This window comes from Candidatus Nitrosotenuis cloacae, assembly GCF_000955905.1.
GTDB classification, from domain to species: Archaea; Thermoproteota; Nitrososphaeria; order Nitrososphaerales; family Nitrosopumilaceae; genus Nitrosotenuis; species Nitrosotenuis cloacae.
In genome coordinates this window covers 1,250,520-1,264,548 of the sequence record NZ_CP011097.1, presented here as the reverse complement: position 1 = coordinate 1,264,548, position 14,029 = coordinate 1,250,520, and the positions used below count along the sequence as shown (strand labels likewise).

Genomic DNA, 14,029 nt, shown 5'->3' with positions numbered 1-14,029 from the left:
GTTATCTTCAAAAGCTAGCACCGATTTGTTATGACTAGTTGCTAGAATTATTTGCCATATTTCTGATATTGAGTGCGGCCTTTGCAGAGCCGATCCCGGACTATGACAAGCCATATGCTCCAATTTACCTAGACAAAAAAGTCTACAGCTGGACTGACAAGGTTCGCATAACTATTGCAGCTCCTGCATGGGATGCAAATGAATACGGAATTGATTCAATTGGTGACGACTCGGATCACCCAATAAAAATATCGACGCCCTCTCACTCTTTGGATAGGTATGAGCTGACCGAGACTGCACCAAGCAGTGGAGTCTTTTCTGGTGAGATAACACTCACTGGATTTGCACACGATGTGGACGGCGATGGGCAAGATGACGCCACACCGCGAACCAGTGGCAATGGGCCAAACGGTGGATTCTTGGAAATTGATCGAGATGATGGAATTACCATATCATTTGAATTTGCAGACGGAGTTGTACTGACAAAATCTGCGCGAGTAAGCTGGAATGTAGGTAATGTACAGTTCTCAAATCCAAACTATTTCGAGGATGATGCCATTGTGATACAGGTAATCGATCCTGACATGAATCTCAATCCCGAAACCCTGGACAATGTGGAATTGGATGTATCATCAGAATCCGATTCTGCAGGGATTACTGTTATTGCAACAGAGACAGATGATGAGTCTGGAGTCTTTGAGGCAACTATCATGCTGACGCAAACTGATGACTCTTCCGGAAATAGATTGCGTGCATTGCCCACAGATAATATCACTGCAATATACAAAGACCGAACATTGCCTGCACCATACTCTATTCAGGATGAGCTAGATATTATCGCAAAATCCATGATTGATTCTGATCTACCAAGCGATAGTAAAATCGTAATCGATGAGATCTATTTGTCAGACTCTGAAGGAAAGGAGGTTTCGACCCCAAAACAAAACCAGCAAGTCCAAATCATAACGCAAATCCAAAACATGCAAAGCCGAACCCAGGACTTTGTAAATATCATACAAGTCACTGACAAAAATGGTGTTGTTGTGTCACTGTCGTGGATTGTAGGAAATCTGAACGAGTCCCAGCAATTTGAGATATCCCAGTCCTGGACTCCAAAGCAAAAAGACCAATTCACTATAGAGACATTTGTGTGGCAATCACTGGATGATGCGACACCTCTTTCCGCAACACATGTCCAGACCATAACTGTCAAGTAATCGTATCATCGCACCCAAGAATCTTATATCATATGATGTAATCCAAGGCATGGCAAAAACATTGTCAGTAATACTGACAGTCGGCATATTGTTGTCTGCTGCATTTTTTACCTCGTTTGGAATGGTACAAACAGCTGATGCCGCAAAGGCTCAAGGCTCACCACAATCCCAAGGCGCAAAATCCTTTGGGACCAAAACGGCCAGTAAAATCTGCGGTGACAAGTTATGCAAGGACGTAAAAAAACCAACTACAAAAACTGAGATGCCGCAAGAAAAAGCAAAACCAGTTGCATGCACCAAAGAGTTCATGCCTGTTTGCGGAGTCAACGGCATAACATATGGAAACATCTGCATGCTCAAAGCAGAAGGAATGGAGCTTGCATACAAAGGAGAATGCAAGTCGCAAGAAAAACCAATGATGCACAAGTCAGTGATAACATCAAAGACTGTTACATCCTCAGTGGACCCTGGCCTTGGCCATGAATCACACCAACTTGTAATGGTCTTACCACCAAGTGATATGATCTACAAGGGATCCATTACATATTCTGCATCCGAGCCAGTACAGCTAGTAGCACTCACTGGACCATTAGCAGAAGGCGAGGACAAGGGACAGCCAATCTGGACACCCGACGGCAAAACAAAATTTGCACTAACTCTGGTTGACCCACAGTCAGCTGCTGGAACTTGGAGCTTTGCAGGAAATGCACTTGCTATACATACCAAAAAGGCAGAACCGTTTACGGTAAGCTACACTGTTAGCTATATGGAAAAGGAAACCACAGACACCATAAAGACTGGCACCACCACATCTGCAACTGATCCTGGCTTAGGACACGAATCCCACCAACTTGCAATCATCTTGGCACCGTCTGAGAAACCATATAGCGGAATACTCACATATTCTGCATCCGAGCCAGTACAGCTAGTAGCACTCACTGGACCATTAGCAGAAGGCGAGGACAAGGGACAGCCAATCTGGACACCAGACGGCAAAACAAAATTTGCACTAACACTGGTTGACCCACAGTCAGCTGCTGGAACTTGGAGCTTTGCAGGAAATGCACTTGCTATACATACCAAAACTACCGAACCATTTACTGTAAGCTATACAGTTGTAGCATCACAGTAAATGTTTCATCCATCTTTTCTTATTTTTAATTAAAATTGTAAAACTACACATTTGATCAATTCGTCCAGTGATAAATCTATAAAGGAGCTCTTTTGGATCGTGATTGCAAATGGGTAAACTCTTAGAAAAAGCACTAAAGGACGCACTAAATGAGAACAAGTGTGTATTGGGAGAAAAACAAGTAGTGCAATCAATCAAAAACGCAAAACTAGTAGTAATTTCAAAATCACTTGCAGGTGAAGCATTGGAAAAAATCCAAAACACCGCAAAAGACCAAAAAGTTTCCACATTAGAATTTGGTGGCTCATCCGTAGCTTTGGGAAAACTATGTGGTTTGCAGTTTAGAGTTTCCGCAGCATCACTAACATCAATTGCAGATTCCAACATCAAGGCAATTTTACAAGAAGAAACGAAATGACCTCTCAAAGTTTAAATGAGACCCTCCGCGGGTTGAGATAATCCGTCGACATGCCACAAACAATCAAACTAACAACCGATCAAATGCGATTAATCTCGCTTTTCCAAAACGTAACAGGTGCATCTGCGCGTGATTGTGTGGAAGACGAAAAACAAAACCGAGTGATTTTTGTAGTAAATGAGGGAAAGATGGGTCTTGCCATTGGCAAGGGCGGTGCACACATTAGAAACCTGCAAAACATTGTAAAAAAGAACGTCGAACTCGTTGAATATTCTGATGATCCTGTCACATTTTTGAAAAACATGCTAAATGCAAAACTAGTAACTGATGTTAAACTAAACAAGCGTCTTGATGGAACGACCCAAGCAATAGTTCTGGTTGATGCCAAAAAGAAGGGTATCGTGGTTGGACGAGAGGGCAGAAACGCCGAAAAAGCGCGACTGCTAGCAAAGCGATACTTTGAGATTACAAGCGTTTTAATTAACAGTCCAGACAAAATGATGGAGTGATAGTATGGCAAAGTCACCACTAGGGTTATTCGCAGGACGCGTACTCAAAGCAAAACGCAAAAAGCAGCGATGGCAAATCGGTACCTACAAGAGAAGACTCTTGGGACTAAACGTAAAGGCAAACCCGCTAGGTGGTTCTCCTCAAGCAAGAGGAATCGTACTAGAAAAAGTAGGGGTTGAGGCAAAGCAGCCAAACTCTGCAGTTAGAAAATGTGTACGAGTTCAACTAATCAAAAACGGTAAAACAGTTACAGCCTTCTTGCCCCGAGACGGTGCAATGAACTTTATTGACGAGCACGACGAGGTTCACCTGGAAGGAATGGGTGCAACACAAGGTGGTGCAATGGGAGACATTCCCGGTGTAAGATTCAAGGTCTTCAAAGTAAATGGTACATCTCTGCGAGAACTGGTCCGCGGAAGAAAAGAAAAGCCAAGGAGATAAGACATGGCCGAGACTCAGAATCTTTTGTTATTTAGAAAATGGGATCTATCTGGAATTGAGATAAAAGATCCTGGACTAAAGACTGTTATTTCACTAAGAAAGGTAATCTATCCACATACATTTGGCTCATCTGCACTCAAAAAATTCAACAAAGCAGAGGTAAACATTGTAGAAAGACTGGCAAACAAGCTGATGCACTTTGGCAAAAAATATGCCAAGAACACAGGTAGAATGGGCGGCAAAAAGGCACGAACAATGAACACCGTCAAGGCTGCATTTGAAATCATTCATCTAAAGACTGGCAAAAATCCAATCGAGATATTAGTTCGCGCAATCGAGCACTCGTCACCAAATGAGGACACCACCAGAATCGTATATGGAGGCACTGCATACCATGTATCAGTTGATGTATCACCACTGAGACGAGTTGATCTGGCACTGAGATTCATCTCTGATGGTGTAAAAGAATCATCATTTTCAAATCCAAAATCAATGGAAGAATATTTGGCAGAGCACCTAATTGCAGCAGCGGCAAATGATGCGGCAGCCCCATCTGTCAAGAAAAAGAACGAACTGGAAAGAGTAGCTCAAGCATCAAGATAGTAAAATTATATAATAAAAAGTAGCCCGAGGCAGATTCGAACTGCCGTCTCGGCGTATCCTCTCTAATGATCCAGAGCGCCGAATCCTTAGCCTGAAAAATTCATTTGACCGCTAGACTATCGGGCTACTGAAAAAACCACAAAGCCATGACAATATAAGATTTCTACTTCACTCGCACTTCTTTGATTGCAGTTGCGTAATCACACTCTGCTTTGAGTCTCATGTATGGAATCAGTCTATAGTGAATGGAATAAAGATCTTTTTCTTTGAACAAGATGTTTTTCAAAACCAGTGATACCAATCCTCTGGATGGTACTGCAAGCGGGATGTTTTCCTTTTGGCATATTTGGTCTCGCTTTTTTTGGTATTGCAATAAGGTAAATGAGACATCATTTAGCTCCAAAATCAAAGGCCAAACAATTTCCTTCCAGACAAATCTACGGTTTTGCGTTCCGGATGCGTACTTGCCTTTGTCGCTCAAATATTAATAATCTATACAAATTAGTTATAACTGCATTTGTCGTACGACCACATCTCAGAATCACTAACATTGCTACAAAAGGACTGGAGTGTCGATCCTATTTTGGTTGATTTCATGCTTGGCAAAAGAACGGATGTCACAGACCATGCAGTCAAAGTAGGACAGGTCATATTTCATATTCCATACATTACCGGCGAGAAAAAATTCATCCTCTGGAAGTGTTATTGGCCTGACTGTCACAACTGCTGTGAGCGACAAGGCCGATTACCATTAACATCTGATGATCTAATCACTATAGGTAAGGGACTCAAGTACCAAAAGACATCTGATTTTGTAAAAAATGAGACACTGGTTGCAACATGGATGGAATCCGGACCATCTGGGAACAATGTACTGATGACTTCGGTTAATCTAAAAAGAAAAATAGACGAGACCGAGTCTGATGATGGCACCCACATTCGATGCAGGTTTCTGGATGAGAAAGGGGCATGCTCCATGCATCCAAATCGGCCTGGCGTGTGCTATTTGTATCCATTTTCCAGCTGGCTAGAAAACGAAACAGGACGTGCACGAGTCCACTCTACATACCAGTTTACGGGTGATTGCCCGGGCTTTTTCCTGGAAGGCTCGCTTGATTCCATGAAGGAGACTCTGAAGGAATACTCTAACACCATATATGACTACACCATGAAGTACACCAGAACGACCCGGGAAGGATTCAGCCTTACCAGCTTTGTGTAATTACTAAAAATCTCATCTGTAGCAAAGTAATTTTGACTATATCCCAGAATAACGTATAATCAAAATCCACTTCAGGACTTGTCTGGAATAGAGATAATCGGAGATTTGGGGTATTTGCTGCTGTTTTCGGCAGCAATTGGAATCATCGCATATGTTTTGCGACAGCCCTTGGTTTTGGGGTTTTTAGTAGCTGGGATCTTGATTGGTCCCTTTGGCCCCTTTAGTCTAATCAAAGATACCACAATGCTGACTGAATTCTCAGAGATTGCCATAGTTTTGTTGTTGTTTGGTGTAGGTCTGGCATTTCCAATTACTCATCTCAAAAGCATTGGCAAGCTTGGTGCAGTAATTGCCGTAATTGAAGTGGTGGCAATGCTTGGAGTTGGTTTGGGTGTAGGCCTCGCATTTGGCTGGTCCATGATGGATTCGATGTTTTTAGCAGCCGCATTATCAATTAGCTCTACTGCAATTATAGTCAAAGTGCTGGAAGAAATGGGAGTAATCGAAGAACCCTCGTCCTTGCTTCTGATTGGCGTACTAGTAATAGAAGACTTGATTGCAGCTGTGTTGATTTCTACATTACACTCTTCGGTTTTGTCTGGCGGATTTAGCATTGATCAGATGTTATGGGAGATTGCTAGAATTGGTATGTTCATTGGTGGAACCGTTGCATTTGGTTGTCTTGGGATGCCAAAAGTTTTTGCATTATTGTCAAACATTCCACGATACGAGCTTACCATACTAGTTGCTTTGGGATTGGCATTTGGTTTGTCATTTTTGTCGCAGGAGCTTGGCTTTTCTGCGGCAACAGGTGCTTTTTTGGCAGGAGTAATACTAGCTGGCTCTAGATTCTCTGAAGACATCATTAATCTGATTACGCCGATTCGTGAAGTCTTTGTAGCAATATTCTTTGTTACTATTGGTGCGTTAATGGATATCAACATTATAGCTCAGTATTGGCTGCCGATTCTGGTGATTACAATAGTCACCATAGTGGGCAAGACTGCATCTGTGTATCTGGGGGTAAGGCTATTCCAGCTTGGGCCAAACAATGCACTAGGCATTGGCCTATCCATGGCACAGCTAGGTGAGTTTTCATTTATCGTATTGATGATAGGACAAGACTTGGGTGCTACCAGCTCGTTCCTCTTCCCAATAGTGGGCATGGTAGTTGTGCTGACTACAATACTTGCACCATTCCTGATCAAAAAGGGAACCAAGATGTTGGTTGCGTACTAGTATCTAGATAAAAATCGAAATCATGCTTTTGCGACTTTCATCAAGTCTCGCATGTGAATTTCCATTCCGAATCTCTGCTCGTTTTTCTTCATGTATCGGAATATGGAGATCAAATCTGCTATACTTCGAATAGCTGAGAACTTGCCGTGCATTTTTGCTCGAACAAAGTTCAAGACCTTACCATAAATTGCAAAATACTCCAAGACTTCTTGTCTGTATTTTGGCAAATTATTCATGTTCCTAACAAAAATATCAGCACAAATCATGCTTGGTATGATCCCCTCACCTAACAATGGATAAACAGTACCGATTGATTCTCCAACACCTACTACCTTGCCATGGTAGAATGGCTCGCACATGTTTGGAGTGGCCAATCTGATTGGACGACCAACTGTCTTTGTTATCTTACCACCGTATTGTTTGAAAAACTTGTCAGTCTCCTCGACGTGGTTTTTCTTGTAATCCCCTGCACCAATGTGGGCCATGTTGTCATTTAGTGGAAAATACCAGAAGTATCCAGTCATTTTTGCAAATGGCTTTACAAAGAAATCATCGATTGGAACCTTGTCATCGTATTGAATTTTGTATTGGTATGTCGGCAAGAAAAAGTCTTTTTCTATTTTTGGCAAATATCCACGATAAAATCCGGTACAGTCAACTATCATATCGAATTCTTTTTCCAAGTCTTCTAGTTTTGGTGAGGCTCCATAGTGAATCTTGACGCCTTCTGACATTTTTTTGATTAATCCAATCTTATCAAATGTGACCAATCCCTTTAGCTTGATATCAAATCGCTCATTGCTGTTCATATCAATGTGCATGTCCTTTCCGTGATGTATGATGAAATCATCAAAGTTAATTCCAGACTTTGCACACAATTCCCTCATTTCGTTTGCCGAAGTGCCCCATGCGCAAATGGAGTCATGGTTTTCCTCAGTCATGCGCTCATAGCCAATCACTTCGTGGTCTTTTTTGAGCCTGGACACCAAATATCCGCCCGCGACTCCGATTCCGACTACGGCTATTTTCATCGAGTTGAAATTTTCTTTGGTCTAATAAATAGAATGTGAGCTAAAAACTGCGTTTGACAGCAGGACTATTCTATGTATAGTGCTGGCTTGAATGGACGCGCCATTCTTGCCTTGTTCTTTGGATCAAACTTGGTAGAATCTGATTCCTCAAAGACCTCCAAGTCCACTGAAAACTCTTTTTTGACTAGTGCTGATAATTCCGAGGAAAGAATCTGAACTTCATTGATTGGCTCTAATTCTGCTCTTAGCTTTCTCATCTCTGTTGGCTCGGCAAGTATGGAGTTGACTGATTTTTTGACAAAGTCTGGGTCTTTTTTGATTTGTTCGGTTTGGGGATCTGCAATCAAGTCCTTGATTATACTACCGATGTTGGTCTGACCAGACACTACTGACTGTGCAATCTTTCTGTATGCTTTGATCTTCCATGGATCCGCAGTGTATAGTATGATTTTTTGCGGATTGATCTTTGTTACCTTGAGAACATTTTTGATGTCTTCTAGTGTGGATTGGAGCAACTCTTCTGATTGAATTGATTTTTGATCAACCATCTCGCTAATCTTTGGCCAAGCGGATCTGGAAACAAATCCTGAATTGCCCAGTCTTTCCCACATTTCCTCTGCAATGTGTGGTGCAAACGGAGATAGCATTGCAACGCGTACACTCAGAATTTTATGCAATATGCCAGAGATGTCGCTTCTGTTTTTTGCCTCTGCTCTTTTCAAATACCACTGTATGTCTGATTCAAAGCTAAACAAAATATGGTGTAGTGCTTCTCTTAGTCTCATCTTTTCTATTGCGCCAGTTGTTTGCGTGATAAGATGGTCAAGTCTACCAAAGATCCAATTGTCTTCTGATTCTAGTTTTTGCGGCATTCCAGGCCTGTATCTTGCACAATCCTCATAGATTCCCTCTAATTTGCTCTTAATCGTGCTGACTGATTCTAAATTAAAATCGGCATCCTGGAGTAGTTCTGCTGATATGATTATTGCTAGTCTGATTGGGTCTGCACCGTAGTCTTTGATTGCCTTTCGCAATGGAATGATGTTTCCCATGGATTTTGACATTTTTTTACCATCCATCAGAACAGATCCATTGACAACAATTTGTTTTGGCCATAGTTTTTCTGGAAATATTGCAACATGATTTAGCACAAAGAACGTCAAATGGTTTGGTACTAGGTCTCTGCCCGAATGTCTTGCATCTACTGGATAAAAGTAGGCAAAGTCGTCTCTTATCTTTTTGAGAATCTCTTCTGATATGTTACACTTTGCAGCAACTTGTTTTGAGTCACCATTTCCAAAAAACACAAACTCAAAAAACTCATCAGTTAGGCCGTCTGCTATTAGTTCCTTGGAGTTTGCGTATTTTGCCAAAATGTAATATGCCATGTAAATGACGGAATCAGACAAGCTCTCAACGATCCAGCCCTGATCCCATGGAAGATTAGTTCCAAGGCCATGCTGTCTTGCACATGCTCTTTGCCTTAGCCATCCAACCACATAGTTGAATTCAGTTCTTATTTCATTTGGCAGAACGCTCATCTTCTCAAAGCACTGGTTTGTCTTTTCCTTCCAGGACTGGTCAAGATAATTCAAAAACCACTGATTGTTGAGCAGCTTTACGACACATTCTGCACCACACCTGCATCGAATCGGTCCGTCGTTGAGCTCAAGCAAAATGTCGGAATTTTTGGATTCCGCAAGCCACGCCTTTATGGTGTCTTTGGCTTCTGAGACCTTGAGTCCTGCAAACTTGCCGGTGTTTTGCTTTAGTACCCCAGAATAGAATTCCTTGGCATAAACTTGGTTTGTAGCCTCATCCAGCTTGGGATCATCCTGGTCCTTGATGCCTAGTTTTTCCACTATCTCCTTTGCTGGGATTTCTCCAAACTCCTCGGTCTTGATTATGGATATTGGCTCTACTTTGATGGATGGGTTTTTTTTCTGATAGTCCACTAATGCCTGATAGTCAAATGGAGCATGTGCTGGAACCGACATTACGATTCCAGTTCCTGTTTGCGATTCGACAAAACTTGCAGGAAATATTGGTATTTTTTTGTCCAGTATGGAGACAGTCTTTCCAACAAATTCAGAGCCGTCAATTTCTGCAATTGGTGTGATAGTCTTGTTCAAAAATTCCAACTTTCTTGCACACTCGGGGCTGACAAGCCAAGTTTCATCATTTACCTTTACCTTGCGATACTTGATCTGCGGATTTATCCAAAGATTTGTCACACCAAATATTGTCTCGGGCCGAAGTGTAGCAGTCGGAATTATCATGTCATCCAGATGGAATTTTACCAAAATGTATTCAGTAAAGTCCGGCTCTACATCGCCTAGCGTATCGTGTTGTGACACTGGATTTTGATCCTTTGGACACCATCCAACTGGGTGTGAGCCCTGTACCACATAGTTTAATGATTTCATTTTTCTAAATTGCCACTCGATGAATTTTTTGTACACTGGATCTATTGTGGTGAATTCGCGTCGCCAATCAATGGAATAACCCATCTCCATCATTCCTTGCTTGATCTCTTGGTGGAAGTAATCCGCTATCTTGACTGGCTCGACAAACTCTTTGATGGTGTTTGGTGGGACGTGGTATAGTTTCTCAAAGTTTTCAATTAACTCCTTGTCTCCTTCTTGGACTCGCTTTGCCATGCCCAAAATGGGCGTACCTGTATAATGGAACCCCATTGGAAATAGCGTATTGTAGCCTTGCATTCGCAAGAATCGTGCGTGAACATCAGCAAGTGTGTATGTTCTGCCATGGCCGATATGTTGTGGCGAGTTTGGATATGGATATGCAACCGTGATGAATTTTTTCTCTCTATTGTCTGGCTCTATCTCAAATTCTTTTTGGGATGCCCACTTGGCGCGCCATTTCTCTTCAATATCATTCCAGGAAATCATAGATTCACTGTCTTTTTGATTACAGATTCTGCATGCGCAATGGCATCTGCAAGCTTGGCAGTGTCTTTTCCTCCACCCTGGCCAAATCTTGCATCGCCACCACCGGATCCTCCAAGCTTTGATGATATCTCTCGGACCAGATCCCCTGCCTTGAATTTTGCCTGCTCACCAGCAAACACAATTATTCTAATTCCAGAATCTTTGAGAATCAGTGCACAATAGATCAGAGTCGGAGTCTGTTTTATTGCCTCATCACCAACCGCAATATGGAATTCTTCATCTAATTCTTCATCAACAGTATGGTAGAATTTCACTGGACCAAAGTTTTGTGATGCCTCTATTGCCTGCTTTGCAGATGTCGTACTAGTTCGCTTGATTAGTTGCTTTAGTTTTTTCTTTGTATATTCAGAATCCGTCATTGCATGCTCAAATGATTTCACTAGCTTTTCGCGATTGGAGCCAAGTAATTTTATTATTGACATTACATCGCCTTCCTGTTTTTGCACGAAATCGATTGCAGCTTGGCCTGAAACAAACTCTAGTCGTATCACACCATCTTGGATTCTTTCCGATTTTGTAATTTTGATTAGACCAAGCTCGCCAGTTCTTTTGACATGAGTTCCACCACAGGCCTCAACATCAAAGTCCTCGATTTTGACTATTCTGACTGACTTTACAGGCACTACTCCGCCCTGGTAAATCCTAAATCCAAATGTCTGCTCTGCCTGACCGCGCTCATATTCTTGGATTGTAACTGGGAGGTTTTTTTGAATCACACCATTTGCAAAACTCTCGATTTTTCTAACCTCTTCATCGGACAGGCTAGAGTGATGTGTGATGTCTAATCTACCATAGTCTTTTTCCTTGAATGCCGAGTGCTGCCAAACCCAAGAACCCAAAACGTTTCTTGCAGATGAATTGACTACATGTGTACTGGTGTGATGCTTTGTTATGTTTGCACGTCTACTCTCTTCTATCTCACAGGGTATAATGTCACCTTCTTTTGGGGATATGCCCTTGATCTCATGTAATACAACATTGCCGTGCTTTGTAACATCGATGACATCTTGACCGTTTATCTTTCCATGGTCTGGCTCTTGTCCACCGCCTCTTGCGTAAAATGAGGTCCTATCCAATATGACAAACTTGTTTTTGATTACCTTGAGTACCTTGGCATCAAACTTTACCGGATCATCTTTGTAAAACAGCAGATCGGTTTCTGGAATTCCCGCCAGATCAAACTCCTCTGTTGTCTTTTTCTTTTCTGATTGGTGCAGATCCGAAAGCTTGCTGTAAAAGCTGTCTGGAATCTCTGATATTACATCATATTCTTTTAGATAGTCTGGAGTTACACCGTCTGATTCGTATAGTCGAATCATGTCGTCTACGTTTAGTGTCTTTTTTTGTGACTTGAGGTTTTGAGCAATTTTCTCCATTCTGGATTTTGATTCGTGGTATCTGCCGACCTCGATTCCAATTATGGTCTTGACTTCGGCACGATATTGCTCCAATTCTGGATATGTCTTTTTGAGATAGTCAATATGAGAATCAATCAGTTCATCCAGGTCCAATTTGAGCCCAAGTCTATCAATTGTAGCCATGATTCGTCTTAGTATGATTCTGAGGTTATAGCCACCGCCAACATTGCTTGGCAGAGCACCATCCGATATTGCAAAGATTAGAGTTCTCAGATGATCAGCAATCATGTATAGTCCTTCTAGTGGTGTGATCATCTTGACAAGATCCCTTTCTGATAGATGTGATGCTTTGATTGCGGCCTTTCTTACTTGGGACAAATCTTGGAATTTTTCTAGATTCCTTGCAATTTCTGTAAAATATTTTGTTAGCTTGACAGAATCGGTATCTAGTCCTATTTTTTGGAATAGTTTCTGCGTGATTGGGCCAAAACAGCAATCATAAGCAGTCGGTGTCCCCATTGTAATCCACGCAAATCGCTCAAGGCCTGCACCCATGTCGATTATTTTTTGGTCAAGCGTGGTATGATTTCCAAGCTCGCCCTGAAATTCTGTAAAGACCGCATTTCCAAGCTCTAGCCCTCTGACGTAATATTCCAGTGAGGAGCCAAACGAGCCGCCCCCTGCCCAGACATCTTCCACAAATGTAATCTCGTTTTTGTTAATTCCAAATGATTCCGTTAGTAACCGATAATCCAGATCAACGCATTCGTCCTTCCAGTAGCCTTTGTTGTTTGGAATGGAATGTTGTCCAATCATGCAAAAGCTCGAAAAGTGTCTGCCGGTCACTCCGACATTTTCAATGTCTTTGAATCTAAGACATGTCTGTGGCACAACCAACGGGTTTGCAGGAAACTCGAACACTACTTTTGAGCCCATCACTCGCTGAAAGTCCACAATTGATGCTATTGTAAAGTACAGATCGTCTCGCCATCTGCACACTACAGGATATCTGCTAATTGAGGTGTGGCCGTTTTTGACAAAAAATGACTCTACTTGCTTCCAGGCCTCTGTGTAATCGAATCTCTTTGATGTTGGGGGATTTCCAATGAACGAATAGGTATCATCCGCATGATCAGGACATGCTACTCTGTTAGAGTCTAGTGTCCAAAAGAATCGTTTGCACGTAACACATGATTTTCTGGCAAATCCTTGCTCCTCGAATAATTTTATTTTATAATACCTGTCTGGCTCTGATGAAAATTTTGCAAGAATTTCATCCTTGTTCATCTTGTGAAGACTCTGGCTGACTAATATTAAGAATTACCGTTTAGGATAAATTAAATACGCAAGTCTTTGAAATTTTCTTGTGTTCGGCAAAAAAAAGAAAGAGCTAGTAGAGGGTAGCTATGTCTTTGCTTCAAAACCTGATGGCCAATACCAAAACATCATCTTTGGAGTGGCAACCGGAATTGATGGTAACAAAGTAGGTGTCAGCGGATTGATAGTAAATCCAGCAGGACTCAAAAACAAAGTGTCTCAGGGAAAGGCAGGACCTAGATCCGAGGAAATTCTAAAAAACCCAACACCTGAAAACTGCATTCTGGGATTTGTGTATCGCACAGAGCACGACACCTTCAATGATACACTGGACCTAAATGAAAATAAAATCATCCAAATCTCTGAGAAGGCACACAATGTTTTGGATGGCTGGATTCGTGAATCGCTGCCGGAGCTTCTAAACAATGTTCTATCATTGTCAGATGGTCCAGAGCGCGATTCTGCAAAGCGACTGGTAAAGCAACGAATGGATACACTATATGACAAGAACCTAAAGCAGAACCTTTACTCCGTATGCAGAAGCCTCAAAATCCTAAACTAGACGTAGT

Annotated in this window: 13 protein-coding genes and 1 tRNA gene; 9 read left to right on the top strand and 5 right to left on the bottom strand. The window is 41.9% G+C overall.

What is annotated here, in order from left to right; all coding sequences use genetic code 11:
* Positions 1 to 38: 38 nt before the first annotated feature.
* From SU86_RS07255 to SU86_RS07230, 6 genes are all read left to right on the top strand, one after another.
* A complete protein-coding gene (locus tag SU86_RS07255; RefSeq protein WP_048188558.1) occupies positions 39 to 1,217 on the top strand; it encodes a hypothetical protein in 1,179 nt (392 codons plus the stop codon).
* 49 nt (positions 1,218 to 1,266) lie between these two features.
* The gene (locus SU86_RS07250) at positions 1,267 to 2,349 is read left to right on the top strand and encodes a Kazal-type serine protease inhibitor family protein (RefSeq protein ID WP_048188557.1); all 1,083 of its coding nucleotides are present in this window, start codon (positions 1,267 to 1,269) and stop codon (positions 2,347 to 2,349) included.
* A gap of 109 nt (positions 2,350 to 2,458) precedes the next feature.
* Positions 2,459 to 2,767 carry a ribosomal L7Ae/L30e/S12e/Gadd45 family protein gene (locus SU86_RS07245; protein WP_048188556.1) on the top strand — a complete coding sequence of 103 codons (309 nt, stop codon included), beginning with the start codon at positions 2,459 to 2,461 and terminating at the stop codon, positions 2,765 to 2,767.
* A 50-nt stretch (positions 2,768 to 2,817) separates the two neighbouring features.
* The gene (locus tag SU86_RS07240) at positions 2,818 to 3,276 is read left to right on the top strand and encodes a NusA-like transcription termination signal-binding factor (RefSeq protein WP_048188555.1); all 459 of its coding nucleotides are present in this window, start codon (positions 2,818 to 2,820) and stop codon (positions 3,274 to 3,276) included.
* 4 nt (positions 3,277 to 3,280) lie between these two features.
* Positions 3,281 to 3,718: a 30S ribosomal protein S12 gene (locus tag SU86_RS07235; RefSeq protein ID WP_048188554.1), complete on the top strand. Its 438-nt coding sequence runs from the start codon at positions 3,281 to 3,283 to the stop codon at positions 3,716 to 3,718.
* Positions 3,719 to 3,721: 3 nt separating this feature from the next.
* The gene (locus tag SU86_RS07230; protein ID WP_048188553.1) at positions 3,722 to 4,321 is read left to right on the top strand and encodes a 30S ribosomal protein S7; all 600 of its coding nucleotides are present in this window, start codon (positions 3,722 to 3,724) and stop codon (positions 4,319 to 4,321) included.
* A 20-nt stretch (positions 4,322 to 4,341) separates the two neighbouring features.
* Here the strand turns inward: SU86_RS07230 and SU86_RS09640 are convergent.
* Positions 4,342 to 4,447: transfer RNA gene (locus SU86_RS09640), tRNA-Gln, on the bottom strand.
* Between the two features lie 37 nt (positions 4,448 to 4,484).
* The gene (locus SU86_RS07225; RefSeq protein WP_048188552.1) at positions 4,485 to 4,802 is read right to left on the bottom strand and encodes a hypothetical protein; all 318 of its coding nucleotides are present in this window, start codon (positions 4,800 to 4,802) and stop codon (positions 4,485 to 4,487) included.
* 36 nt (positions 4,803 to 4,838) lie between these two features.
* Between SU86_RS07225 and SU86_RS07220 the strand changes: the two genes are divergently transcribed.
* Both SU86_RS07220 and SU86_RS07215 read left to right on the top strand, forming a co-directional pair.
* Entirely contained in the window at positions 4,839 to 5,543 is a 705-nt protein-coding gene (locus tag SU86_RS07220; RefSeq protein WP_048188551.1) for a YkgJ family cysteine cluster protein, read from the top strand.
* Positions 5,544 to 5,621: 78 nt separating this feature from the next.
* Entirely contained in the window at positions 5,622 to 6,782 is a 1,161-nt protein-coding gene (locus SU86_RS07215; protein ID WP_236687682.1) for a cation:proton antiporter, read from the top strand.
* Between the two features lie 20 nt (positions 6,783 to 6,802).
* Here SU86_RS07215 and SU86_RS07210 read toward each other — a convergent pair whose 3' ends face one another.
* The 3 genes from SU86_RS07210 to alaS form a co-directional block, all read right to left on the bottom strand.
* Complete coding sequence (locus SU86_RS07210; RefSeq protein ID WP_048188549.1) at positions 6,803 to 7,813, bottom strand: NAD(P)/FAD-dependent oxidoreductase; 1,011 nt, start codon at positions 7,811 to 7,813, stop codon at positions 6,803 to 6,805.
* 65 nt (positions 7,814 to 7,878) lie between these two features.
* Complete coding sequence (leuS, locus tag SU86_RS07205) at positions 7,879 to 10,725, bottom strand: leucine--tRNA ligase (protein WP_048188548.1); 2,847 nt, start codon at positions 10,723 to 10,725, stop codon at positions 7,879 to 7,881.
* Entirely contained in the window at positions 10,722 to 13,430 is a 2,709-nt protein-coding gene (gene alaS / locus SU86_RS07200) for an alanine--tRNA ligase (RefSeq protein WP_048188547.1), read from the bottom strand. Before alaS ends, leuS begins: the two co-directional genes overlap by 4 nt.
* Before the next feature lie 79 nt (positions 13,431 to 13,509).
* Here alaS and SU86_RS07195 point away from each other — a divergent pair, with 79 nt between their 5' ends.
* The gene (locus tag SU86_RS07195) at positions 13,510 to 14,022 is read left to right on the top strand and encodes a hypothetical protein (RefSeq protein ID WP_048188546.1); all 513 of its coding nucleotides are present in this window, start codon (positions 13,510 to 13,512) and stop codon (positions 14,020 to 14,022) included.
* The last annotated feature ends 7 nt before the right edge of the window (positions 14,023 to 14,029 follow it).

Excerpts from the sequence above, each read along its gene's own strand:
- SU86_RS07250 (WP_048188557.1), top strand. The coding sequence starts at position 1,267 with ATGGCAAAAACATTGTCAGTAATACTGACAGTCGGCATATTGTTGTCT.
- SU86_RS07245 (WP_048188556.1), top strand. The coding sequence starts at position 2,459 with ATGGGTAAACTCTTAGAAAAAGCACTAAAGGACGCACTAAATGAGAAC.
- SU86_RS07240 (WP_048188555.1), top strand. The coding sequence starts at position 2,818 with ATGCCACAAACAATCAAACTAACAACCGATCAAATGCGATTAATCTCG.
- SU86_RS07235 (WP_048188554.1), top strand. The coding sequence starts at position 3,281 with ATGGCAAAGTCACCACTAGGGTTATTCGCAGGACGCGTACTCAAAGCA.
- SU86_RS07230 (WP_048188553.1), top strand. The coding sequence starts at position 3,722 with ATGGCCGAGACTCAGAATCTTTTGTTATTTAGAAAATGGGATCTATCT.
- SU86_RS07210 (WP_048188549.1), bottom strand. The coding sequence starts at position 7,813 with ATGAAAATAGCCGTAGTCGGAATCGGAGTCGCGGGCGGATATTTGGTG.
- leuS (WP_048188548.1), bottom strand. The coding sequence starts at position 10,725 with ATGATTTCCTGGAATGATATTGAAGAGAAATGGCGCGCCAAGTGGGCA.
- alaS (WP_048188547.1), bottom strand. The coding sequence starts at position 13,430 with ATGAACAAGGATGAAATTCTTGCAAAATTTTCATCAGAGCCAGACAGG.